The organism is Pollutimonas nitritireducens (assembly GCF_002849615.1).
In the GTDB taxonomy this organism is placed as follows: domain Bacteria; phylum Pseudomonadota; class Gammaproteobacteria; order Burkholderiales; family Burkholderiaceae_B; genus Pollutimonas; species Pollutimonas nitritireducens.
This window is the reverse complement of the sequence record NZ_PDNV01000001.1, coordinates 367338-391724: the sequence shown is the minus strand read 5'-3', so window position 1 is coordinate 391724 and position 24387 is coordinate 367338. Positions and strand designations below refer to the sequence as shown.

Below are 24387 nucleotides of genomic sequence, written 5' to 3'. Positions count from 1 at the left end.
CCCCGACGCTTTACTCTAACTTGATGCCCGAGGCTTTGAGAAGCTGGCCGTAATGGTCGTATTCATTCCGATTCATGGCGGTGAACTGCTCAACGCTCATGAGTTCGATCTCTCCGCCCAGGCCCTTGATTCTGGCCTGGACATCCGGCATTTGCAGGCTCTTGATCAATTCGTCATGAAGGCGCCCGATGATGGCTGGAGGCGTGCCGCCCGTGGCGAAAAGGCCATACCACGTATTCACATCGGCACCCGTAATGCCCTGCTCTGCCAGCGTCGGCACATCCGGCAAGGCCAGCGACCGCTTGGGAGACGTGACGGCAAGCGGGCGAAGCTTGCCGGCAAGAATTTGCGACATCGCCGACGATGTCGAGTCAAACATCATGTCGACCTGTCCCGAAATGATGTCCATGTGCGCCTGAGCACTGCCTTTGTAAGGGATGTGGACGGCCTTTACGCCGGTCGCCAGACTGAACGCTTCGGCGCCCACGTGTTGGGTGCTGCCGACACCCGAGGAAGCGAATTTGAGCTCGCCCGGCTTGCCTTTCATTGCTGCCAGAAGTTCCTTCAGGTTCTGGTACGGCGAGGAGCTCGGAACAACCAGCACATTGGGCATGATGGCGACAAGGCCGACTGGTTGAAGGTCCTTGCGCGGATCGTAAGAGAGCTTGATCAGATGTGGAGCAATGGCCTGGCCTGTGTTGGTGGCAACCAGCAGGGTCAGGCCATTGGGTTGATCATGCGCGGTCAGGGCGGCCGCAATGGTGTTCGACGCACCTGGCCGGTTTTCCACTACAACAGATTGTTTGAGGCCGGCCGAAAACTTATCGGCGAGAACACGTGCCAGGATGTCGGTACCCCCACCTGGCGAAGCGCCCACTAATATCCTCAGGGATTTGCTGGGAAAGTCCTGCGCGCTGCCAATGGAAGGCAGGCTCAGGGTGAATGCCAGGGCACAGGGCAGGAAAACGCGCAGCAGCGAACGGGTGATCATGTGATGTCTCCTTTATGAATCCTCCTGTACAACCGGGGACTCGCAACAGCTTAAAGGAAGCCGTCATTCCACTCCAATAGAATTAAAGCAAGATTACATACACCTATGTATATAATTCATTCATGCTTACTCCGCCGGGATATCCGCCCTTGCTTCTGCGCTTGCGAACGCGTCAGCTTGCACTGCTGAGCCTGCTCGACGCCGAACGCAACCTGGGACGCGCGGCCACCGCGTTGAACATTAGCCAACCCGCCGCCAGCAAATTGCTTCAACAGGCAGAAGATACCTTCGGCGTTCCGCTCTTCGAGCGCCATGCTCGCGGCATGGCGCCAACACCTTACGGCGAGGTCATTGTGCGTTACGCGCGCCGAATGTTGACCGACTTTGACTACATGCACCAGGAAATCATCGCCTTACATTCCGGCCTGCAGGGCGCGTTGCGGATCGGAACCGTGCCGGGAGCCATTCCCCAGTTGCTTGCCCCGATGTTGGTGGATTACAAGCAACAACATCCCCACGTAGCAGTTTCAATACTGGTTGACACCAGCAATATGATGATACGTCAGCTCGCACGCGGTGAAGTGGATCTGGTACTGGGCCGCCTGACCGCTGGTCACGGCGAAGGCGATTACTCGAGCGCCCCATTGCTGAACGAGGCACTTGTCGTGGTGGCGCGGGCATCGCACCCCCTGGTCCAGCACGATACAGTTTCATTCGACGAGTTGATATCCATGGAATGGATACTTCAGCCCGCCGGCGCGCCCCAACGAGTCCGCTTCGAAGCGGCACTGCACGAAGCCGGCGTCGACATGCATCTGAACATCACGGAAACTGCCTCAACCATCGCAACCACGGCCATGCTTGAGATCTCCGACATGGTAGCGGTCATGCCGGCGTCACTGGCTGAGCACTACGGTCGCCTGGGAGTCATACGGGTATTGCCGGTCGATCTTCCCATACACCTGCAACCCATACATCTCATCACGCGGCGAAACCAGACTCTTTCCCCGGCGGCAACACAATTCGTTGCCGCAATGCGCAACCACGCCAGAAATGTCGACGAGGCACACAAATGAATGATCCAACAGCCCTGTTCGTGCTCGGTCATGCCGGAACAGGCAAATCCTACCTGACTACGCATTTCGTTCTGCGGCAACGTGACAAGGGGCGCGCCTGGTGCGTGCTTGATAAGGACGTGGTAAGCGAGAAATGGGCGGGACCGATGCTGGCAGCCCTGGGTCAGGATCCCAACGACCGTGATAGTCCGCTGTTCAAGGCAAAGGTCCGCGACCTGGAATACCAGAGCACCCTGCGCATCGCAAAAGATCAACTGGACATCGGCCTGGATGTGATTTTCCCGGGTCCCTGGAGCCGTGAGACCGCATCGTCGGCGCTTTTCTCCGCTCAGGAACTCGGGTTCCCCTCGCAGACCAGGCTACGCCACGTGTGGCTGGAACTGCCGCTGGCTGTGCGAAGGCAACGCATCGTGGACCGGAATGATCCGCGTGACCAGTGGAAACTCACTCACTGGGAGGCATACACCACTGCGTTGAAGCGGCCATACGCCGTGCAGGATGGCCGCATTTCCATCCTCGACGCGAGCCTTCCCATCGAAGACCAACTCGCCAGCCTGGAGGCGCTCGCGTGCTGAACGGCGCTGATCCGAGCAATCTGCTGATACAATAAATTCACTCATGAAGCAGGCGACGTCATACGATCCAGGCATGTGCAAGGAGCTTACCAATTCCGCAAAGAGCCTCAGCCTTAGCCCCGTTCCGACATGCCACATTCCGTGCATTATGGACGGCGACGCTAGCCTCCAATCTAGGCGGCTTGATCCAGGCGGTAGGTGCCGGGTGGCTCATGACAACGATTTCCGATTCGGACGACATGGTGGCTCTGGTGCAAGCGGCAACAACGCTGCCCATCATGATCTTTTCCCTCGCTGCAGGCGCGCTCGCCGATAATTTCGACCGCCGCAACATCATGCTGGCGGCCCAAGTCCTGATGATGCTGGTATCCGCCGTTCTGGCAGTGTTTGCCATTTCCGGGATGCTATCGCCTTGGCTGCTGCTGGCCTTCACATTCTTCATCGGCTGCGGAACCGCGCTGCATAATCCGTCATGGCAGGCGTCCATGGGTGATCTTGTTCCACGGGAGGACCTGCCCGGCGCCGTCACCCTGAACAGCATGAGCTACAACCTCATGCGCAGCGTCGGACCCGCCGTCGGCGGTCTGATCGTCGCGTTGGCCGGCGCGGCTTTTGCATTCGCCTTGAATGCCATCAGCTACATCGCCTTGATCTACGCCTTGTGGCGCTGGAAACCGCAAAGACCACCCCGCAGCTTGCCGCGCGAAGCCTTCGGCAGCGCTATCTGGGCCGGCCTGCGCTACATCGCCATGTCGCCCAATCTGCTAAAAGTACTGTTCCGCGGGTTCGTGTTCGGACTGGCTGCCGTAGCCGTACTCGCTTTATTGCCACTGGTCGCACGCGACCTGGTGCAAGGCGGCGCTTTCACCTACGGCATCATGCTGGGCTGCTTTGGTGCCGGCGCCATTGGGGGTGCCATGCTCAATGCGCGCGTGCGGGAAAACTGGCGTAATGAGACCATAGTTCGGGCCGCCTTCACCGGATTCGCTATAAGCGCGGTGTTGCTGGCACTGAGCCGCGACTTATGGCTAAGCTGCCTGGTTCTTCTACCCGCTGGCGCGTGCTGGGTACTGACGCTGTCACTGTTCAACGTAACGGTGCAGCTGTCGACGCCGCGCTGGGTCGTGGGCCGCGCGCTTGCGCTGTATCAAACCGCCACCTTCGGCGGAATGGCGGCAGGCAGCTGGATCTGGGGACTGACGGCCGAATCTCACGGAGCCGACCAGGCACTGATCGTATCCGGCGCGGTGCTACTGGGTGGAGCATTGATAGGGCTGCGCTTTGCCTTGCCGGAGTTTGACAAACTGAACCTCGCCCCACTGGATCGCTTCAACGAACCCGAGCTGAAGCTGGATCTCAGCTCGCGCAGTGGTCCCATCATGGTGATGGTGGATTACGAGATCGCACAGGCCGATATACCGGCCTTCCTCACGGCCATGGCATTACGGCGACGAATACGCCTTCGCGACGGTGCACGCCAGTGGGCCCTGTTGCGCGATCTACAAGACCCGCGCGTCTGGACGGAAAGCTACCATGTGGCAACCTGGGTCGAATACGTCAGGCACCATCAGCGGCGCACCTTTGCCGATGCTGTAGTGTCCGATCAGTTGCTTGCACTGCACCGCGGTAAAGAACCGCCACGAGTTCACCGCATGATCGAACGCCAGACAGTGCCTATACGGGACGACATGCCTTTGAAGGTGCACGAGCCGCTGCCTTGAACACCGGGTGGTCAGTGTGACCTTGCGATGTATTAATCAAAGCGCAGATCAGAATCTCCAGCAGTGTGCAATCCGCCATAATTTTGCCGATACACCTCCCTGCCCATTGCCTGGATCTGTTGTTCGATAAGGACGTTGAAGGGCGTCAAAACCGAACTGAAATCCTGGTCCGGTTCCAGACGCGACAGCGTACGCACCACCGCCTCGATCGTGGACACGGCAGCCGGCTCGCGGGTTTGACGCAGCCTGTAGCTCGACGGGGCTCCGTTTTCCAGGCACAGGCGCGGCAAGGTCGCCAGTATGGGATTGGCATACAGTATCTTGCGGGCTTTGCGCCATGTTCCATCAGGCACGATCAACAATGCGGTATTTGAATCGGAGCGGTCCTCCAGCGGCTGCGGTGCGATGGCGTTTTCTCCCGGAAACAGTAGAAAAACGAGCGTCGATTCGGCCACGATGGCACCCAAGGTGGGAAAGTGTTCGCCAACCAGCACCTGTGATCGCTGCAGACCCAACGCTGCCAGGCGACCCGTGTTCAAGGCATGACGAGATTCCGAGGGGTGCTGCAATATCAGCACCCGCGTACGGTTGGCAATTTTGGACAGGTGGGTACACAGGCAATGCGATTTTGGTCGCAGGCAGCGTTTGCACCGTGGCCGCGATGGCAAAACAGATGACCGGGGCTCGGGATTCATGGCAGTGGCGGCCTTCTCAAGTGCCAGTCAGTTGCTTTTTGAGATGCATGCCCCATACGTAAAAGCAAGCTCCCGCTATATGGTGTGCATGTCTACGCAAAATGCGCAACCGTTAATTTGCGGTGCGCGAAGCTTGATGAGCTCGATCAAGGGTTGTTCGATGCCAAGTTTCCGTACAGTGCCTTCCAGCGCCATCATGGCTTTCATTGCTTCGGGCGAGGCAGCAGCATAATTCAGGCGTGGTTCCACGATATTCCTTTTCATAAAAAGATTTGACAAACTTCATAATACGACTTTGCCTGGACAACTCGGCACGCAATGCAGTTCCTGACAGGGTCATTGAGTGTTTTTTTTCGGAGGACATATGGCTCAAGTCCCATAGCCCGGGGACGATCCGTGGGCGCGTCGGGCGGCATGCTTACAGATTTGAGTGCGGTAATGCCCTGATGGCGAAAGGTTAATTCGGGTACTTGGCGGGATGTCGAATAGCTGTAGGGGATCGGGCGCGCGAATCCGCGTTAAAATTGACGACGCACAAGGAAATTGGGCCGTTCTCGTGGTGTACTTCCGTTGAGAATCTACGAAATCATAATTAACCAACTCATCTCAATACAATGACACGCCAGCACAGCTTTACCTACGAAGAATTGCTGAAATCCGGCCGGGGAGAACTATACGGGCCAGAAAACGCGCAGTTGCCGCTACCCCCAATGCTCATGATGGACCGCATTACGCATATCTCGAAAGAGGGCGGCACCTACGGCAAAGGGGAAATAATCGCCGAACTCGACATTACCCCCGATTTGTGGTTCTTCGGTTGTCATTTTCAGGGCGATCCCGTCATGCCCGGATGCCTCGGGCTGGATGCCATGTGGCAGATGCTTGGGTTTTATTTGTGCTGGCTGGGCGGTCCGGGCAAAGGGCGCGCTTTAGGCGTGGGCGAGGTAAAGTTTACAGGCCAAGTTCTGCCGACCAACAAGAAAGTAACCTATCACATCAATTTAAAAAGAGTCATTTTGCGTAAATTAGTGTTAGGCATCGCCGATGCCACCATGCAGGTTGATGGCTCGGTCATTTATAAAGCGGCTGATTTGCGCGTTGGCCTGTTCACATCCATAAAGGATTTTTAAAGGCCATGTCAATGAAAAGAGTTGTGGTGACCGGTTTGGGTATCGTATCAAGCATAGGGAATGACCAAATAGAGGTTGCCGATTCCCTGAGAGAAGGCCGTTCGGGAATTGTTTTTTCAGAAACATACAAAGAGCTGGGTTTTCGCAGCCATGTCCACGGCCCGCTGAATATAGACTTGGATTCGCTCATCGATCGCCGGATAAAAAGATTCATGGGCGATGGCGCTGCATTTAATTATATTGCGATGCAGCAAGCTATTGTCGATGCCGGCCTGGAAGAATCAGAGGTTTCAAACTTCAGAACCGGGCTGGTCATGGGATCGGGCGGGCCTTCAACGTCGAATATCGTTGAGGCGGCCGACATATTGCGCCAGAAAGGGGTAAAGCAGGTGGGGCCTTACCGGGTGCCAAGAACGATGTCCAGTACGACGACGGCCTGCCTGGCAACTCCCTTCAAGGTCAAGGGCGTGAATTATTCAATCAGCTCGGCATGCGCCACCAGCGCGCACTGTATTGGCCATGCCATGGAGCTTATCCAGATGGGCAAGCAGGACATTGTTTTTGCCGGCGGCGGCGAAGAAGAGCACTGGACCATGTCCGTGTTGTTCGATGCAATGGGCGCCTTATCTTCCAAATACAATGACGCGCCCGCAACGGCTTCAAGGCCTTACGATGCCAACCGGGATGGCTTTGTCATCTCTGGTGGCGGCGGCGTCCTGGTTATCGAGGAACTCGAGCACGCCAAGGCTCGCGGCGCCAAAATACTCGCCGAACTTACGGGCTATGGTGCTACCTCCGATGGCTACGATATGGTTCAACCATCGGGCGAAGGCGCTGTCCGTTGCATGCAGCAAGCCATGGCTACTGTAAATGGAAAGATAGACTATATCAACGCTCATGGCACCAGCACACCGGTCGGCGATACCAAAGAGTTGGAAGCGTTGCGCGCCGTGTTCGGCGAACGCGATGTGCCTCCGGTCAGTTCAACCAAGTCGCTGACTGGCCATGCGTTGGGGGCTGCGGGTGTCAACGAGGCGATTTATTCTTTATTGATGATGAATCAGAATTTCCTGAGCGCTTCCGCCAATATTGTCCAGCTCGATCCGGCGGCTGAAGGCATACCTATTGTTCGCCAGCGTCAGGATAACGTTACGTTAAATACCATCATGTCGAATAGCTTCGGCTTTGGCGGAACTAACGCAACCCTGATTTTTCAACGCTATAACGGCTAAGCGCTAGCGCAGGCATTGCGCCAGGGCTGACCGATCTCCCGTCGCGGCCTGCGCGCGTGGGCTTGCCTTCGATACTGCTACTTGTTGACGCTACGCGTGTCTGGCTGGCGTCAGGGCCACCGATATGAGGCGTGGGTTCGACGGCCTCGCTGTTATTGTTCAGGTCAAGCTTGAGGAGGATCCGTTTAGCGGGCACGTCTTCGTGTTCCGTGGCCGCACATTAAGGTCTTATGGTGGAGCGGCGATGGCATGTGTCTGTTGGCTAAACGTCTGGAACACGGTCACTTCGTGTGGCCCAATGCCGAGTCAGGCGTGGTGCATTTAACGCCGGCGCAGCTCTCAATGTTGCTCGAAGAAAAGGTAAAGAACCTGAATCGATCCGAGTGCAGCGCCAATGGTGTTGGTTGCTTGATTCCTCGCACGCAGCTCCGTCAATGCGCAGACGGTTGGTTCGAACAGCGGCGTCCCTACCCTATCAAGAAGCAATGGAAATCTCTCGGCAGAGGTAGATTTCAGGAGTTTCACCCTATACCCAACACTCATTGTTTACATCCGTTTAAGGCATAGCCTGAAGCAAAAAATGTAAACAAGAAAAAACCCCAGCAAAAACAACTCTTGCTGGGGCTCTATTAACACTATTTAGCGCGGTACCCGCTAGAAAGGAACGTCGTCGTCCATATCGGCCAAGTTGGCCGCAGGCGACGCTTGTGGCGCGGCGGGACGAGGTTGCTGGGCGGGACGCTGCGCGCGAGGCTGTGCGGGCGCCTGGTTGTATTCGTTGCCGCCACCGCCCATGCTGGCGTCGCCTTCGCGACCGCCCAGCATTTGCATTTGGTCGGCGACGATATCGGTGCTGAAGCGGTCTGCGCCGGTATCCTTGTCTTGCCACTTGCGCGTTTTAAGGCGCCCTTCCACATACACCGAGCGCCCTTTTTTCAAGTATTCGCCGGCGATTTCGGCGAGGCGGTTGTAGAACACGACGCGATGCCATTCGGTTTCTTCACGCTTTTCGCCGCTGGCCTTGTCTTTCCATTGCGACGTGGTGGCAATGGATACGTTACAAATGGCTGCGCCGTCTGGGCTGTAGCGGACTTCGGGGTCTCGTCCGAGGTTGCCGACGAGAATGACTTTGTTGACTGAGGCCATGACGATACCTTTAACTTGAAATTTTCACATTACCGCTATTATCGACGATAACAGCGCTACTTTCCATATACTTGCGTACTATTGCGCTGGACCGAAACAACCGCCTCATGACGGCGTTCTAAACCCGCGCGCAGTCAGGAACCACGCAAATGCCAGGCCGGCTGAAACCAGGAAAACGTCAGACGAGCGACCGCCGGCAGCCAGCAGGCCGCCTATGACTCCGCCGGCGAATATGCCCAGCGACTGGGCCGTATTGTAGAAGCCAAGTGCCAGCCCCTTGTATTCAGGCGGGGCCACGCGGGAAACCAGCGACGGCTGCAGTGCTTCGAGTATGTTGAAGGCAATGAAGAATCCCACCAGGGCGGCAACCGTTCCAACGAAACTGCTGCTGGCCAGGGGCATCAGGGCCAACACCACCACCAGCCCCGCCACGGCGATCTCCATGGCCACCTTGTGCGCATGCCGCGTCTCGGTATAGAAAACCGCCGGCACCATCAATACGAAGGACAGCAGAATGACCGGCAGATACACCTCCCATAAGCGCGCCGATTCGTAGCCGCCCAGGGTGGAAATCAATCCGGGGGCGACGATGAACAGGGCCATCAGAATAAAGTGCAGGCAGAATACCCCGAAGTTCAAACGCAACAAATCGGAGTGTCCCAGCACATCACGGGGCGTGGCTTGTACGATCGGCGCTTTGGCCCGGGGGACAGCCGGGACGGCAAAGGCGGCAATCAGCAAACATACAAAGCCAAGGATGCTGATGGCCCAGAAAAGACCCGACAATCCGAATTCGCCCACCAGCATGGGCGACGCCACCAGCGAAACGGCAAATGATATTCCTATGGAACCACCCACCATGGCCATGGCACGGGTACGTACTTCGGGACGGGTGGCATCGGCTACCCACGCCGTGATGGCTGCAGAAATTGCGCCCAGTCCCTGCACGACGCGCCCGACGATGATCCAATCGACATTCGGTGCCAGGGCGCAGATCACGCCACCGATAATGAAGAGCACCATCCCGAAAACAATCACCGGTCTGCGTCCGAAGCGATCCGACGCCATGCCCAAGGGAATCTGCATGAAGGCTTGTGTCAAGCCGTAAGCCCCTAGAGCCAGGCCCACACGCGCAGCATCGTTGCCGCCAGGTATCGCCTGGGCCGCCACCGCAAAAATGGGTGTCAGAAGAAATAATCCCAACATGCGCGAGGCAAACAGCAAGGCGAGCATGACGCTGGCACGCCGTTCGACGGGGGTCAGTCTGAGCCTGGTCCGGGGAGATGCAGCGTGATGGGTGCTAGGGGTGCTCATGAAAAACTCGGTAAATTTAACGTTACGGCCGGCGCTGTATCAAAACATATCTGAGCGCTGTACTTCGCACGTAACAGCGCTGCGCGTTATAGTAGCAAGTTAGCCTTTGAAAGACCTTCGTGAACTTGATGGAAGCGATCCGCATCCGGGGCGCCCGTACGCACAACCTGAAAAACATTTCTGTAGACCTGCCACGCCACAAGCTCGTGGTGGTGACCGGTCTGTCCGGTTCGGGCAAATCGTCATTGGCATTCGATACCTTGTACGCCGAGGGACAGCGCCGCTACGTGGAAAGTCTTTCAGCCTACGCGCGGCAGTTCCTGCAACTGATGGACAAGCCGGATGTCGACCTTATAGAAGGGCTTTCGCCGGCGATATCAATAGAACAGAAATCCGCAGGACATAATCCGCGTTCCACCGTGGGCACGATCACTGAAATTCATGACTACCTGCGGCTATTGTACGCGCGGGTCGGGACCCCCTATTGTCCCGAACATGGCTTGCCGCTACAGGCGCAGAATGTCAGCCAGATGGTCGACAAGGTCTTGAGTTGGACGCCCGAAACGCGACTCGCCATCCTGGCGCCGCTGGCACGGTCCCGAAAAGGCAGCTTCGAGGATGAATGCGCCAGTTTGCAGGCTCAAGGCTTTGTAAGGCTGCGCGTGAACGGGGAAATGGTCAGTATCGACGAGCTGGCGCCCCTGAAGAAAACCGAGAAACATGATTTTGATGTGGTGCTGGATCGCTTGCGCGTCAAGCCTGAAAGCCAGCAGCGCCTGGCCGAGAGCTTCGAGACTGCATTGGGACTGGCCGAGGGCCGCGCCATAGCCTTGAACATGGACACAGGTGAAGAACATGCCTTCTCCAGTCGCTACGCCTGTCCTGTATGCCACCATAGCCTCACCGAGCTGGAACCCCGGCTGTTCAGCTTCAACAATCCCGTGGGCGCGTGCCCAACCTGTGACGGCCTGGGCAATGTAGATGTCTTCGATCCGAAACGCGTCGTGGCTTTTCCCGACCTCAGCCTCGCCAGTGGTGCCATCAATGGCTGGGACCGACGCAACGCCTTTACCCATACGCTGCTGACCAGCCTGGCCGCCCATTACGATTTCGATATCGAAACGCCCTTTGAGGAACTCTCCACAGAACTCCGGCAGCGTGTGCTGTTTGGCTCGGGCGACGAGGAAATTTCCTTTCTCTATCTGAATGAAAAGGGCAGAACAACCGTCAAGAAGCATCCCTTCGAAGGTGTGATTCCGAATCTTGAAAGACGCTGGCGCGAAACGGATTCAAGCGCTGTCCGGGAAGAACTTGGCAAATATCGGCACAGCAAAGTATGCCCCGCCTGCGAAGGCTCGCGCCTGCGCCCTGAAGCGCGCCACGTGCTGATCGGAAACGAGCCGGGCTTGGCTGAACGCCGCGGGCGCGCCATTTTTGAAGTCGAAGCGCTTTCACTTTCGGCCTGCCTGGCCTGGTTCCAGGAACTGGAGCTCAGCGGAGCCAAGAAAGAAATTGCCGACCGCATCGTTCGCGAAATTGAAGCACGACTGCAGTTCCTGAATAACGTAGGACTCAGTTATCTGTCACTGGACCGCAGCGCCGACACGATTTCAGGCGGCGAAGCGCAACGCATACGCCTGGCCAGCCAGATAGGCTCCGGACTTACAGGTGTCATGTATGTGCTTGACGAGCCCTCCATAGGGCTACATCAACGCGATAACGACCGACTCATACTTACCCTCAAGCATCTACGCGACCTGGGCAATAGCGTCATCGTGGTCGAACACGACGAAGACATGATCCGCTCCGCCGACTTCGTATTGGACATGGGCCCGGGCGCAGGCGAGCACGGCGGACAGATCGTCGCCCAGGGAACGCCCGACGAACTGGCGAGCAATGAACACTCGCTCACCGGCCAGTATCTCAGCGGCAGGCGCAGCATTGCGATTCCACAACGTCGACCAGTCACGGCCGATCTTCCGCGCTTGCAGATCAAGGGTTGCCGCGGCAACAACCTCAAGTCCGTAGACCTGGCCATTCCGGCCGGACGCCTGGTCTGCATCAGCGGCGTGTCCGGATCGGGCAAGTCGACCCTGATCAACGACACGCTGGCCACGGCGGTTGCGCAACAACTGCACCGCGCACAAACCGAACCGGCGCCCTACGATACGCTGGAAGGCTTGTCGCACTTCGACAAGATCATCAACGTGGACCAAAGTCCCATCGGTCGCACGCCGCGCAGCAATCCGGCCACCTATACCGGCATGTTCACGCCCATACGCGAACTGTTTGCTGGCGTTCCGGAATCCCGCACGCGTGGGTACGACCCTGGCCGTTTCTCGTTCAACGTAAAGGGTGGCCGGTGCGAAGCCTGCCAGGGCGACGGCGTCGTCAAGGTGGAAATGCACTTTCTCCCCGACATGTACGTGCCCTGCGACGTCTGCATGGGCAAGCGTTACAACCGGGAAACACTGGAAATCCGATACCGCGGCCGCAGCATCAGCGAAGTGCTGGACCTTACCGTCGAACAGGCGCTCACCTACTTTGATGCAGTGCCAACGGTATCACGCAAGCTGCATACACTGATGGACGTCGGCCTCTCGTACTTGCGGCTGGGCCAAAGCGCCACCACATTGTCCGGGGGGGAAGCCCAACGCGTGAAACTGTCCCTGGAGCTGTCCAAACGCAGCACCGGACGAACCTTGTACATTCTTGACGAGCCCACTACCGGCCTGCATTTCCAGGATATCGCGCTGCTGCTGGAAGTCCTGCGCAAACTGGTCGAAGGCGGCAATACCGTGGTCATCATCGAGCACAACCTGGATGTCATCAAGACCGCGGACTGGGTCATCGACATGGGCCCCGAAGGAGGCAACGGCGGGGGCAGCATTGTTGTTGAAGGCACGCCGGAAGATGTCGCCGCGTGTCCAGCGAGCCACACGGGCGGCTACCTGGGCCCCTTGCTGTAACCACAAGGAATTATGACGTTCTAAAACGCCTAGCCGGCATCCATGCTGAATAACTGCCGGTGTTCACGGATTGCGTAGCGGTCCGTCATCCCGGCAATATAGTCTGCGATGGCACGGGCCTGTTCCAGCGGCTCGGTGCGCCGGTATTCAATGGTCAGCAAGCGCGGCTCGTTCTGGAACGCGACGAACAGTTCGCGCACGATGTTGCGCGCCTTCATCGACATTCGCATCACGCGGCTGTGCCGGTACAGGTTGTCCATGAGAAAGCTTTTGAGCGCATCCGCCTGGCGTCGCATCGACTCGGAAAAAGAGGCCAGGGGAGGCGCCATCCTGACGGCATCCACGCTGTCCGGGCGGTACTGGCGTATATTGGCCAACGTGGTTTCCGTCAGGTCCACGACCAGTGTGTTGATCATGGCGCGGATGATCTCGGCCACGAGCCGGCGCTTCTCGATATCAGGATACCTGCTCTGCACTTGCGCATGGTGCGTGGCGAAGATTTCCAGCCCCAACAATTGATCGATCGAAATCAGGCCAGACCGGATACCGTCGTCAATATCGTGATTGTTATAGGCGATCTCGTCGGCCAGATTGGCGATCTGCGCTTCGAGGGAAGGTTGTGCGCGTGCGACAAACCGCTCGCCGATATCGCCGAGCATGCGTGCATGCTTGATCGAGCAATGCTTGAGTATGCCTTCGCGTGTTTCGAAACACAGGTTCAGGCCGTTGAACTCGGCATACCGCTCTTCGAGTTCATCCACGACGCGCAAGCTTTGCAGATTATGTTCGAAACCACCCGCGCCGGGCGCCAATTCCCGCATGCACGCATTGAGTTCGTCCTGTCCGGCATGCCCGAAAGGCGTGTGACCAAGATCGTGCGCCAGCGATATGGCTTCCGTCAGGTCCTCGTGCAGCCCCAGGTTGCGTGCCAGCGTGCGGGCAATCTGCGCGACTTCAATGCTATGCGTAAGCCGCGTGCGAAACAGATCGCCCTCGTGGTTGACGAAGACCTGAGTCTTGTACTCAAGCAGGCGAAATGCATTGCAATGAATGATGCGGTCCCGGTCGCGTTGGAACTGACTGCGGCCTATGGGTGGCGCTTCGGCGTGGCGGCGCCCCCGAGTCTGATCAGGATCGCAGGCGTAGGACGCGATGGCATTCATGGCGGCGCCTATTCCTGTGGCAAAGCCGCGTTGTCGAGCACGCGGCGTAGTGCCTCGGCTGGCACAGATTCAAATACAGCCTGACCGATTTCGGGAATGAGGACAAATCGAAGCCGACCTCCTTCTGTCTTTTTATCGACCTGCATGAGTTCGAGCCAGCGATCGGTGCCCAGATCGGGCGGACGCACCGGACAGCCTATGGCGGCGGTCAGCGCTCTGACACGCTGCACGCTTTCTGCCGACAGTCCAGAGGTGATCGCCGACAATTCTGCTGCCTGCACCATGCCGCAACCCACCGCTTCGCCGTGCAGCCATTCGCCATATCCGAGTCCCGATTCGATCGCATGACCGAACGTATGGCCGAAATTCAGTATGGCTCTCAGGCCCGACTCGCGCTCGTCCTGCGATACGACATAGGCCTTGAGCTCGCAAGAACGCTGGATCGCGTACGTAATGGCCTGCGAATCGAGCGCGCGCAGCGCGTCGACATGCTCCTCGCACCAGGCAAAGAATTTGGCGTCGATGATCAGGCCATACTTGATGACCTCGGCCAGTCCGGCAGCGACTTCGCGCCCGGGCAAGGTCGCGAGCACATCGGTGTCTATTTCCACGGCCACAGGCTGGTAGAACGCGCCTATCATGTTCTTGCCCAGGGGATGATTGATGCCGGTCTTTCCGCCCACTGACGAATCGACCTGCGCCAGCAAGGTGGTTGGAACCTGCAAAAACCGGATCCCGCGCATATAACTGGAAGCCGCGTAGCCCCCCATATCGCCGATGACGCCGCCGCCCAACGCCACCAGCACGGCCTTGCGGTCCAGGCGATTTTGTAACAATCCGTCAAAAATCAGATTCAAGGTTTCCCAATTTTTATAAGCCTCTCCGTCCGGCAGCTCGATATGGACAAGACGCTTACCGGTCTTGGCCAGTGCCTGAGAAGCGCGCTGGCCATATAACGCGTACACGGTGGGGTTGCTGACCAGCGCGATCGCTGTTGCATCGTCCGGTATGCTCTGCCCCAGCAGATCGAGCCGCCCCGATGCAATGTGTATGGGATAGGAACCGCCTGGTGTTTCAACCTGAACCGTATTCATGGATTTACCTTGTAGTGTTGAAGCAGGGGAACGAGGCTGCGCACCACCTGGGCCACGGCCATGGAGCCCGTGTCGAATGTAATACTGGCAACTTCCTCGTAGAGCGGCTCGCGCTCCTGAAGCAGGGAACGAAGACGCCCTTTGGGATCAGACGTCTGCAGCAGCGGACGATTCCGGTCGCGCGATACGCGGCGAAAGAGTTCATCGGCGCTGGCGCGCAAATAAACGACAACACCCCGCTCCTTCAAATATTTACGATTCTCGGGCGAAAGGACGGCACCGCCTCCTGTGGCCAGTACAATACCGCGTCGACGGGAACATTCGTCGAGTGCGGTGGTCTCACGTCTACGGAAGCCTTCTTCGCCCTCGATGTCGAAAATCAATGACACCCTGACACCGCAACGTGCTTCCAGTTCGTGGTCCAGGTCCAGGAACTCACGGTCCAGGATGCGAGCCAGGCTACGACCTATCGTTGTTTTTCCGGCTCCCATCATGCCCACCAGGAATAATGGCTGATCATAAGGCAATAGCACTATGGCAGGGTCTTCCGGCCCCCCTGCCATGGTGTTGTCCGGGCTTGCGCCCATAGGTAAAGAATCATTCATTTGTGTATTATCCCACTTGCAATCCGACCATACGCCGCTACACTGCATCCTTCGGTTACATAAACCTGATGCGTAAATCATAGTCTGACCATGGTTAGACTTAAAATCGCCCGTAATGAGTTCTTCTACCAATTCCCCAAATAGTAATCCCGACGTGTCCCGTTCCTGGATTGGCGGCTTCTTTCTGAAGATAGCCATATTCGTTGCGGGACTCGGTCTGTGTGGCGCTCTGCTCGGCTCACTCGCACTGGCCCTGGCCTGGCCGAATTTACCTGATCTCGGAGCGATGATCGACTATCGGCCCAGGGTGCCTCTGCGCGTCTTTTCAGCCGACAAGGTGCTCATTGGCGAATTCGGAGAAGAGCGGCGCAATGTCCTGCGCTTCAATGAAATTCCCGATGTCATGAAGTCGGCGATTCTATCAGCCGAAGACGACCGTTTCTATCAGCACGGCGGTATCGATTGGTCCGGCGTTGCACGAGCAGTACTGGCCAACCTGACCAATATGTCAAAAAGCCAGGGCGCCAGCACCATTACCATGCAGGTGGCGCGCAATTTCTACCTGTCGTCAGAAAAGACCTACACCCGCAAGTTCTATGAACTGCTGCTTACCTTCAAGATAGAAGCGACACTCACCAAAGATCAGATTCTCGATCTTTACATGAATCAAATCTACCTGGGCCATCGCTCCTATGGTTTTGCCGCCGCCTCGCGCGCCTATTTCGGGAAGCCGCTGGGCGAAATAACGCCTGCCGAAGCGGCTATGCTGGCAGGCATACCCAAAGCCCCTTCGCGCTTCAACCCGATTGCCAACTTCGAACGCGCCAAATCCCGCCAAGGCTATGTCCTGGGCCGCATGAAAAGCCTGGGCTACCTGACCGAGGAAGAGTTCCAGAAGGCAACCGACGAAGAAATCGTCATCAAGTCCGCGCTCGGAACTCCTGCGGGCGGCTATTCCGTGCATGGCGAGTATGTCGCCGAACTGGCGCGCCAGCTATTGTATGGCGTCTACCAGGACAACATTTACTCCCGCGGCTTTAACGTATACACCACGGTCAATTCCAAAGATCAGGAAAACGCCTACAAGGCCGTACGGGAAGGCATCCTCGATTACACCCGCCGCTCAGTCTATCCCGGTCCAGAGACCAATTTGGATCTCCCCGACGGAATCGAAAACGACCCGACCAAGCTCGATGCCATACTGGACGACCTGCAGGAAAAATACTCCGACAATGGCGATGTGCTGACCGGGGTAGTCCTGGAAGCCAGCCCCACTAAAATCACCGTGGCACGCAGTGCCAAGGAAATCATCGAAGTCACCGACAAGCGCGCCCTGAAGGTCGTAGCCCGCGGCTTGGTCAAGAATGCCAAAGAGAAAGTTCGCATCCAGCGCGGTTCAGTGGTTTACCTGCACAAAAACGGAGAGTACTGGGAAGTCATCAACATGCCCACCGTGCAGGCGGCATTCGTGGCTGTACGTCCGCAAGACGGGGCCATCCAGTCCTTGGTCGGCGGCTTCAACTTCCAGGAAGGCAAGTTCAACAGGGTCACGCAAGCCTGGCGTCAGCCCGGATCGGCGTTCAAGCCGTTCATCTACGCATCGTCGCTTGAACGCGGCTTGACGCCGGCCACCCAGATCTCCGACGAGCCCTTTGTCCTGACTGCGGCGCAAACGGGATCCAAGGCATGGGCGCCCAAGAACTACGGCCGCACCTACGAGCCCATGCTCACCATGCGCCAGGGCTTGTACAAATCCAAGAATATGGTCTCCATACGGATCATGCAGGCCGTCGGTCCTAAGTATGTCCAGGACTACCTGACGCGTTTCGGCTTCGACCGTGAACGGCAGCCCGCGGTGTTGCCGCTTGCGTTAGGCGCCGGCAGCGTCACGCCGCTGCAACTGGCCGGTGCCTATTCGGTGTTCGCCAATGGCGGCTACCGTGTCCCGCCTTATCTCATCGATCACGTCACCGACAGTAGCGGCAAGGTCATCATGCAGGCCAAGCCCATCATCGCGGGCGACACGGCTGCCCGTGCCATCGACCCGCGCACGGTGTATGTCATGAACGATATGATGCGCGGCGTTGCCACTTCAGGCACCGGTGCCCGCGTATATCGCGAACTCAAGCGCAACGACATTGGCGGCAAGACCGGAACAACCAATGAATCCCACGACGCATGGTTTGCCGGGTTCACGCCCAAGCTCGTGAGCGTGGTCTGGATGGGCTACGACCAACCCAAATCGCTGGGTTCCAGCGAAACAGGGGGCGGAGCCGCCTTGCCTATCTGGCTAGATTACATGCGCTCTGCATTGAAAGGTCAACCTGAAACGCCACCGGGCCCCATGCCGGCCGGACTCAGCAAGATCAATGGCGACTACTACTTTTCAGAGTTCCCTCCAGGCCAGGCAGTGGCCCGTGTGGGGCTGCCCACTCCGGCTGAAACCCCTGTGGACGGCGGCGGGCTGGATGGAATCGGCAACTTGCTGCACGAACTCACCAGCGGCGGCGGACCTCGCCGCGAACAACCTCCTGATGTTCCCTTCTAGACCTTACCCCTAGCGGCCGGTCGACAGTTTCCGAAAAGATTGCCAGGCGCCCCCGACATCGGGGGCTGCCTCGCGTATCATTCCATTGTCGATCAATACGATCAACATTTCCGCTACCCGGCCACCTTTGGAGTCTTATCATGCAAGCGCCCCGTGCATCGACCGCTGCTCGTCCGTTATGTCGCCTGGCAGCCAGCCTCGCCATATTTTCCACGCTGCTTGCTTGCGGGTATAAAGGGCCACTCTACATGCCGCCACCGCCTCCGCCTGAAGAGTCGCTGACAACACCGCCGCGGCCTGCCGGCGCACCGGAGACCGGATCTGCAAACAACAACGACAATGGAGGCGCCGCCTCCACCAGCCCCGTGCGCGCGCAGTAATCCTGCATCGCATCGTTAACCCTTCTTTCGCCACCCCGCCGACCATGACCGTCTCTCCACATTTCGAATTCCGCGACGGCGTCCTGCACGCCGAAGACACCCCTCTCTCTCATCTGGCCAATCAGTTTGGTACGCCGCTCTATGTCTATTCGCGACAAGCCTTGCACGATGCCTGGGAGGCTTACCGGATCGCTACGCGGGGCCGCGATGTGCTGGTTTGTTTTGGCATGAAGGCCAATTCCAATCTGGCAGTCCTTAACGAGTTCCGAAAACTGGGGTCCGGCTTTGATATCGTCTCGGGCGGCGAACTGGCACGGGTGCTGGCCGTCGGAGGAGACCCGTCAAAAATCGTTTTCTCCGGGGTAGGCAAGCAGGTCTGGGAAATGCAAGCCGCCCTGAAAGCGGGAGTGAAGTGTTTCAATATCGAGTCGGAAGCTGAGCTTGCCCGATTGTCTGACGTGGCACAGCAATCAGGCGCCATAGCACGCATATCGATGCGCGTGAATCCCGACGTCGACGCCCAGACCCATCCTTATATTTCCACTGGACTCAAAGAGAACAAATTCGGCATAGCAATCGAGACCGCGGTAGCCGTCTACCAGCACGCTGCTACCCTGCCCAACATAGAAATCGTGGGCGTGGACTGTCACATCGGTTCGCAAATTACCGAGATCAGCCCTTATCTGGATGCGCTGGACAAACTGATCGTTCTTATCAAGATCCTGGCCGATAAGGGTATCGAACTCAAGCACCTCGACCTGGGCGGCGGAATTGGCATCCGGTACACCGACGAAACGCTACTTTCGCCAACAGTGTTGCTGGACAAGGTATTCCAGGCGCTTGACGCGCACGGTCTTTCGCACCTGCAACTGGTGTTGGAACCCGGCCGGTCGCTGGTCGGCAACTCGGGGGTCTTGTTGACCACGGTTGAATACCTTAAACATGGCGATGTGAAGAATTTTGCGATAGTGGACGCCGCCATGAATGACTTGATACGGCCAACGCTTTACGACGCCTGGCACAGCGTCGAGGCCGTGGTGCCGCGCAAGAATGCGGCTTGCGCCCGCGTCTACGACATTGTCGGTCCGATATGTGAAAGCGGCGATTGGCTCGCGCGTGACCGCAGCCTGCGTCTTGAGCAAGGCGATGTACTGGCCATCATGTCGGCAGGCGCGTATGCCTTCACCATGGCAAGCCAATACAACACCCGGCCGCGCGCGGCTGAAATCATGGTCGATGGTTCGAACGCGCACGTCGTTCGTCCACGAGAGACACTCGAAAGCCTCTTTGCCACGGAGACCACGCTGGAGTGATCCTTGTGTTATTCGTCTATAAAGAAATATGATAATCAGCCGTTAATGCATGTTGGTTCCCGATACATTTCCATCTACCCAAAATGCTGCGTAGCTAATCGACATATCAATGAAAGACGCTCTTTTCTCTCATGAAGTAAACAAGCTCCCACAAAAGTCAGTAGTATTGAGTTCAATCGGAATTGTTGGTAGCAGCTTCCTGGGAAAAGGCCCGTATAAAAGCAAAACATGACGGCTCGAAACGCGCTTCGCACTATTTCTCTCAAGAAGCTCACCACAGTAGCCGATCAACTGGTTTACTACTTCTCGCTTTATGTGGTGCCGGCTGCGATCATCATCCTGTCAGGCCTGGCTTTGTACGCCCTGAGTACCCAATATCCGCTTACTCATGGCGACCGTGTTTCCATCCGGCTCTTGCCGGAGAATGATTCCCAATACACGCCTTCACGGGCGCTGGCGGCGCTGCATACCCTGCCAGCGGTGCAACTGACAAAGGCATCATCGCCCAGCTGGTTTTTGGCGGACATCCCGGCGTCTCCCAAAATTGACGAAGCGGTGCTTCACATCCCCTCGCCCCTGACGCAAACGCTGGAATGCTGGAAAGCTGACGCAAACCTATTGCGCAACTTGGGCGTTGCAAGCCGAAGTGAAGCAATCGGTTCAGTGCGCAGCAGCAAGATGGGCTTCGCTGTATCGCTCGGTCATGTTCCCGTTCGCACATCGCTCCTGTGCTATGCAAGCTTTGTCGACACCGGAATTCTTTCGGCCGAACTCTGGACCGAACCCGACCTTCGTGCCTCGACAAGTCGCTTCGATCGCGGAACGGGACTTCTGGAAGGCGGGCTGCTTACCATCGCCCTGTTCATCCTCGTCATAGCGATCACCAACAGGGAATGGATCTACTTATTGCTGGCCACATGGCTCGTGGGCAATCTGCGTCTGGGAGCCTTTGCCTTGGGATGGGATAGCCTGTGGCTGGGCCATGCCATTCCACTGGACTGGATGCCGCTTATCAGGCGGCTCACGGTTGCAGCCTACTATCTGCTTACCTATTCTTTGCTGACCAAACTGTATCAGATCGGTTTCCCGCCAGGATTCTCCGGGCTCTGGCGTGCTGCCAAATGGGCTGGCCTGGCGTTACTGATCGGCGCCCTGGTCTTGCCTTCTGCGTTCTTCCAGACCTTTATGTGGCTGACTTGCGGCTTCGGCGTCCTGGTGGCTATCCTCATGCTCACACGCTGCGTATTTCTTGCAAGAACACAAAGGTGGATCTGGCATCTCATCATATTGGGCATGTCTCTAAGCATCGTACTGTCTGGGACGATGCTGGCCATCTTTGGTCGTACCGCCTTCGTTGACACCTTCAATAGTGTGATTGCCCTGTTGTTGTCGAACATCATCGTCGCCTTGGCGGTCGCCGAACGAATGCGCGAAGAGCGCAAGGAGCGCGTACGCGCTCAAACGGAACTGGTCAGCAACTATGCGGTGGCGCCCCTGGGCATGTTTACTCTGGGTCTCGACGGCGTCTTTGTGCGCGTCAACCCGGTACTCGAACGGATGCTCGGCTTTTCGCTTGGTCGTAGCAATGTGCAGCGCTGGACCGACTACTTCCCTTCCCAGGACTGGCTCGCGTTGGCCGAAAAGACCAAATCGGGTGACGAAGTTGAGCTGGAACGGCTGCCCGAATCCAGCCAACCTGGCATTCCTCAGCATTTCGTCATCCGAATCGCACTCGCCGACAAGCAAATTGAAGGTTCGTTGCAAGACATCACTTCGCGCATCGAGACCATTAATCAGTTGCAACTACTGGCCGATAACGATCCGCTTACCAACGTACTGAATCGGCGGGGGATAGAAAAAGCGTTGAATACGTCTCTGGAGCGCTTGCGCACCGGGGAACCTTGCGCTCTGGCTTACATCAACCTGGACCCCTTTAAACGCATCAACAGTCTGTTCGGCCGCATGTCGGGCGACGAAGTCCTGAAACGGGTGTGCGAACGCATCAAAAAAGCCCTGACGCCACAACAGCAGGTAGGCCGTATCGGCGGGGACGAGTTCCTTATCCTATTTCCAAATGCCACCATAGCTCAGGCGCGTGTCGCAGCCGTCTCGGTCATTCAGCATCTCAATTCCACCGCCCTGTACGTAGGGGAACGAGCCTACCAGTTAAACAGCGCCATCGGAATCATTGAAATCACCTCGAACATGGATTCCAAGGACATGATCTCGGCAGCGGGACGCGCGTGCAGGGACGCACGCAAGCAACACCGGGACATCGTAGTCTACGAACAGGACTCCGAAGCACTGCAGGAGCACACCGAAGAACTGCGGCTTTTCGATGAACTGGAGGGCAGCGAATCACCGCGCGGCTTATACCTCGAAATGCAGCCCATCATGTCGATGAAAAATCCGCTGCAAACACTCAACTTCGAAGTCCTGCTGCGCGTGCGAAATTCCACGGGCGCGCTGGTCCCGACAGGGAAAATTATTGCGGCGGCCGAGGAAAACGGAACGATCACCATTATTGATAAATGGGTCTTTTCTGCGACGCTTGAGTGGTTGGCTAAACATGAGCATCGGCTGGCCAATACGGAAATGGTGAATGTCAACCTGAGCGGCGTATCGCTGAACGATGAAAAATTCATCACCTCATTCTTCGCCATGCTGGAACGCCACGAAACGGTTGCCAGTCGGCTTTGTGTCGAAATCACCGAAGGTGTGGCATTGCAAGACCTTGACCGCACCCGTGTATTCATGAAACGTCTGCAAAAGATGGGTGCCTTCGTGGCACTGGACGACTTCGGCGCCGGATACACCTCATTTTCATATCTTAAGGAATTGGCGGCTGATGCCATCAAGATTGACGGTGCGTTGATCAAGGATATGATGGCCAATGAAACCAACACGGCCATTGTTCGTACGATCATCGAACTGGCCCGCAACCTGGGCATGAAGAGCATTGCCGAGTGGGCAGAAGACTACGCTACTTTACGTACCCTCCGGGACATGGGCGTCGACTACGTTCAAGGCTTTGTCGTCTCCAAAGCCCAATCACCAGCAGATATATTAAGCGCCAATTCCTTAGCCGACCTGATCAACGACAAGGACGTTTTGAAGTTCATTGAAGAGATTGCCGCGAAACATCGTGATGACGATGACCGGCATCGGTTACGCAAGCGCTAGCGCGGTGCTTACAACCCCGGTGAAAATGCGGTTTTATCAGGTGCTTGATCGGGCGGCGGCGTAGCTGGCGACACGGGTTGGCTGGCTGGTAAGCGTAACGCGGCGCGGCGCGGTCTTGGTGCGTTTCTCTTCGTACATGCGCTCGTCGGCCATATGCATGGTTTTCTTCAATGAACCGGCTTCCGACCTTAGCGCCATGCCCAACGAAATATTGATGCCGACTTTCATGAAGGACTCTTTGAGCCGCTGCATCAGGGCGGCGGCGCCAGCCGGCGTGGCATATTGTGCCACGATGCCGAATTCATCGCCGCCGAGACGGCCTACCGCATCGTTATTGCGCAACACGGCGGAAATGGTTTGCGCCGTCAGCCGAATGAGTTCATCGCCCGCAGAATGACCCTGCGTGTCGTTGACTGTCTTGAGGTAGTCAAGGTCGAGCATGAATATGGCCGCATCGGTGCCATCGTTGCCAGTCATTGCGTCGATATGTGCGAGCCGGTTGATCCAGCCTGCACGATTCAGCGTACCGGTCAGGGGATCCAGAAACGCATCACGTTGCAGTTCGAGCATCAGACGCTCAGCCAGGCCGAGTTCCGCGTGGAGGGCAAGCGTCAGGGCTAATGCGGTCAAGCATGAGCGGACCTCTTGGGTACGCCGGGCGATGCTGAACGGCCAGTCGTATGCCAGGCCTATGGCGGAACCTCGACTTTCGGAGTCAGGGGCTTGCAGATCGGCCCGTATCAGGTAAGCCGCGCCTCGACCGGAGGTCGAGTCCAGCGCAAGGCGCTGCTTTTCGTGTTCCACGACGTGACGATAGAAAAATCCGTCGTTGAGAGGATCGGGAATCCAGTTCCCCTGGAATAGTGATGCCAGATCAGTCGAAGACAGGATTTCAAACCGCCCGGAGGTTGCGAACAACGAAGATTGTTCGGCGCAGGGTCCGACCAGCCATCCTTCCAATGGCACAAAAGCATGCAAAACCCTTAGCTGAGCAGCAAGCGCCTTATTAGCCAAAAGATTCGCCCGAACTTCGATACCGGGACCTTCTTTAACTGGAGACATAATTGTCTTCTTTAGATGATCTTCTTGATAACAAGTTTGAAGTGGCTATAAAGCTATTGAGCGTCGAGAGACCAAAAATTATGCAGGTTTAGGGCACCAGACGGCGGTGCCGGATGAATTGCGATGAGTAATCTGCACAGCTGTATGAATTTTAAAGCAAATGTGCCAATTTACCAGCATTATTTTCTTA

Annotated in this window: 18 protein-coding genes and 2 pseudogenes; 11 read left to right on the top strand and 9 right to left on the bottom strand. The window is 57.1% G+C overall.

The window, feature by feature from the left end:
* Positions 1-10: 10 nt before the first annotated feature.
* Entirely contained in the window at positions 11-991 is a 981-nt protein-coding gene (locus tag CR155_RS01875; RefSeq protein WP_102068292.1) for a Bug family tripartite tricarboxylate transporter substrate binding protein, read from the bottom strand.
* 122 nt (positions 992-1113) lie between these two features.
* Between CR155_RS01875 and CR155_RS01870 the strand changes: the two genes are divergently transcribed.
* The 3 genes from CR155_RS01870 to CR155_RS01860 all read left to right on the top strand — a co-directional run bounded on the left by CR155_RS01870 (position 1114) and on the right by CR155_RS01860 (position 4363).
* A complete protein-coding gene (locus CR155_RS01870) occupies positions 1114-2067 on the top strand; it encodes a LysR family transcriptional regulator (protein WP_102068291.1) in 954 nt (317 codons plus the stop codon).
* Positions 2064-2642 (top strand): P-loop nucleotide/nucleoside kinase family protein, encoded by a 579-nt coding sequence (locus CR155_RS01865; RefSeq protein WP_102068290.1) that lies wholly within the window; start codon positions 2064-2066, stop codon positions 2640-2642. The genes CR155_RS01870 and CR155_RS01865 overlap by 4 nt, the downstream gene beginning before the upstream one ends.
* 65 nt (positions 2643-2707) lie before the next feature.
* Positions 2708-4363, top strand: a complete 1656-nt coding sequence (locus tag CR155_RS01860) for an MFS transporter (protein WP_369406164.1) — start codon at positions 2708-2710, stop codon at positions 4361-4363.
* A gap of 32 nt (positions 4364-4395) precedes the next feature.
* Here the strand turns inward: CR155_RS01860 and CR155_RS01855 are convergent, their stop codons facing one another.
* Together CR155_RS01855 and CR155_RS01850 are read right to left on the bottom strand one after the other, a co-directional pair.
* Complete coding sequence (locus CR155_RS01855) at positions 4396-5058, bottom strand: tRNA-uridine aminocarboxypropyltransferase (protein ID WP_102068288.1); 663 nt, start codon at positions 5056-5058, stop codon at positions 4396-4398.
* Between the two features lie 81 nt (positions 5059-5139).
* Positions 5140-5307, bottom strand: a pseudogene (locus tag CR155_RS01850) (carboxymuconolactone decarboxylase family protein); the annotation flags it as partial.
* A gap of 365 nt (positions 5308-5672) precedes the next feature.
* On the opposite strand from CR155_RS01850, the gene fabA reads away from it, so the two are divergent.
* From fabA to tnpB, 3 genes and pseudogenes are all read left to right on the top strand, one after another.
* Complete coding sequence (gene fabA, locus CR155_RS01845; RefSeq protein WP_102068287.1) at positions 5673-6188, top strand: 3-hydroxyacyl-[acyl-carrier-protein] dehydratase FabA; 516 nt, start codon at positions 5673-5675, stop codon at positions 6186-6188.
* A gap of 5 nt (positions 6189-6193) precedes the next feature.
* Positions 6194-7420, top strand: a complete 1227-nt coding sequence (gene fabB / locus CR155_RS01840) for a beta-ketoacyl-ACP synthase I (protein ID WP_233213825.1) — start codon at positions 6194-6196, stop codon at positions 7418-7420.
* A gap of 124 nt (positions 7421-7544) precedes the next feature.
* Positions 7545-7987: pseudogene (gene tnpB / locus CR155_RS21310) on the top strand (IS66 family insertion sequence element accessory protein TnpB).
* Between the two features lie 87 nt (positions 7988-8074).
* Here tnpB and ssb read toward each other — a convergent pair.
* Positions 8075-8566 (bottom strand): single-stranded DNA-binding protein, encoded by a 492-nt coding sequence (gene ssb, locus CR155_RS01830; protein ID WP_102068285.1) that lies wholly within the window; start codon positions 8564-8566, stop codon positions 8075-8077.
* Between the two features lie 105 nt (positions 8567-8671).
* Positions 8672-9880 carry an MFS transporter gene (locus CR155_RS01825; protein WP_102068284.1) on the bottom strand — a complete coding sequence of 403 codons (1209 nt, stop codon included), beginning with the start codon at positions 9878-9880 and terminating at the stop codon, positions 8672-8674.
* A 128-nt stretch (positions 9881-10008) separates the two neighbouring features.
* Here CR155_RS01825 and uvrA point away from each other — a divergent pair, with 128 nt between their 5' ends.
* Positions 10009-12849, top strand: a complete 2841-nt coding sequence (uvrA, locus tag CR155_RS01820; RefSeq protein WP_102068283.1) for an excinuclease ABC subunit UvrA — start codon at positions 10009-10011, stop codon at positions 12847-12849.
* A 29-nt stretch (positions 12850-12878) separates the two neighbouring features.
* Here uvrA and CR155_RS01815 read toward each other — a convergent pair whose 3' ends face one another.
* From CR155_RS01815 to CR155_RS01805, 3 genes are read right to left on the bottom strand one after another with little or no spacing between them, the layout of a single operon-like run.
* Positions 12879-14012, bottom strand: coding sequence for a deoxyguanosinetriphosphate triphosphohydrolase (locus CR155_RS01815; RefSeq protein ID WP_102068282.1), 1134 nt, complete (start codon positions 14010-14012; stop codon positions 12879-12881).
* An 8-nt stretch (positions 14013-14020) separates the two neighbouring features.
* Positions 14021-15106 (bottom strand): 3-dehydroquinate synthase, encoded by a 1086-nt coding sequence (gene aroB / locus CR155_RS01810; protein ID WP_102068281.1) that lies wholly within the window; start codon positions 15104-15106, stop codon positions 14021-14023.
* Complete coding sequence (locus CR155_RS01805; protein WP_233213850.1) at positions 15103-15693, bottom strand: shikimate kinase; 591 nt, start codon at positions 15691-15693, stop codon at positions 15103-15105. Before CR155_RS01805 ends, aroB begins: the two co-directional genes overlap by 4 nt.
* 133 nt (positions 15694-15826) lie before the next feature.
* Here CR155_RS01805 and CR155_RS01800 point away from each other — a divergent pair, with 133 nt between their 5' ends.
* The 4 genes from CR155_RS01800 to CR155_RS01790 all read left to right on the top strand — a co-directional run bounded on the left by CR155_RS01800 (position 15827) and on the right by CR155_RS01790 (position 23135).
* Positions 15827-18259, top strand: a complete 2433-nt coding sequence (locus CR155_RS01800; RefSeq protein WP_102068279.1) for a penicillin-binding protein 1A — start codon at positions 15827-15829, stop codon at positions 18257-18259.
* Positions 18260-18399: 140 nt separating this feature from the next.
* Positions 18400-18639, top strand: coding sequence for an LPS translocon maturation chaperone LptM (gene lptM / locus CR155_RS20615; protein ID WP_143705168.1), 240 nt, complete (start codon positions 18400-18402; stop codon positions 18637-18639).
* Between the two features lie 44 nt (positions 18640-18683).
* Positions 18684-19952, top strand: coding sequence for a diaminopimelate decarboxylase (gene lysA, locus CR155_RS01795; protein WP_102068278.1), 1269 nt, complete (start codon positions 18684-18686; stop codon positions 19950-19952).
* A 228-nt stretch (positions 19953-20180) separates the two neighbouring features.
* Complete coding sequence (locus tag CR155_RS01790) at positions 20181-23135, top strand: putative bifunctional diguanylate cyclase/phosphodiesterase (RefSeq protein ID WP_102068277.1); 2955 nt, start codon at positions 20181-20183, stop codon at positions 23133-23135.
* A gap of 36 nt (positions 23136-23171) precedes the next feature.
* Here CR155_RS01790 and CR155_RS01785 read toward each other — a convergent pair whose 3' ends face one another.
* On the bottom strand, positions 23172-24197 hold the full coding sequence (locus tag CR155_RS01785; protein WP_102068276.1) for a GGDEF domain-containing protein: 1026 nt from the start codon (positions 24195-24197) through the stop codon (positions 23172-23174).
* Positions 24198-24387 lie beyond the last annotated feature (190 nt).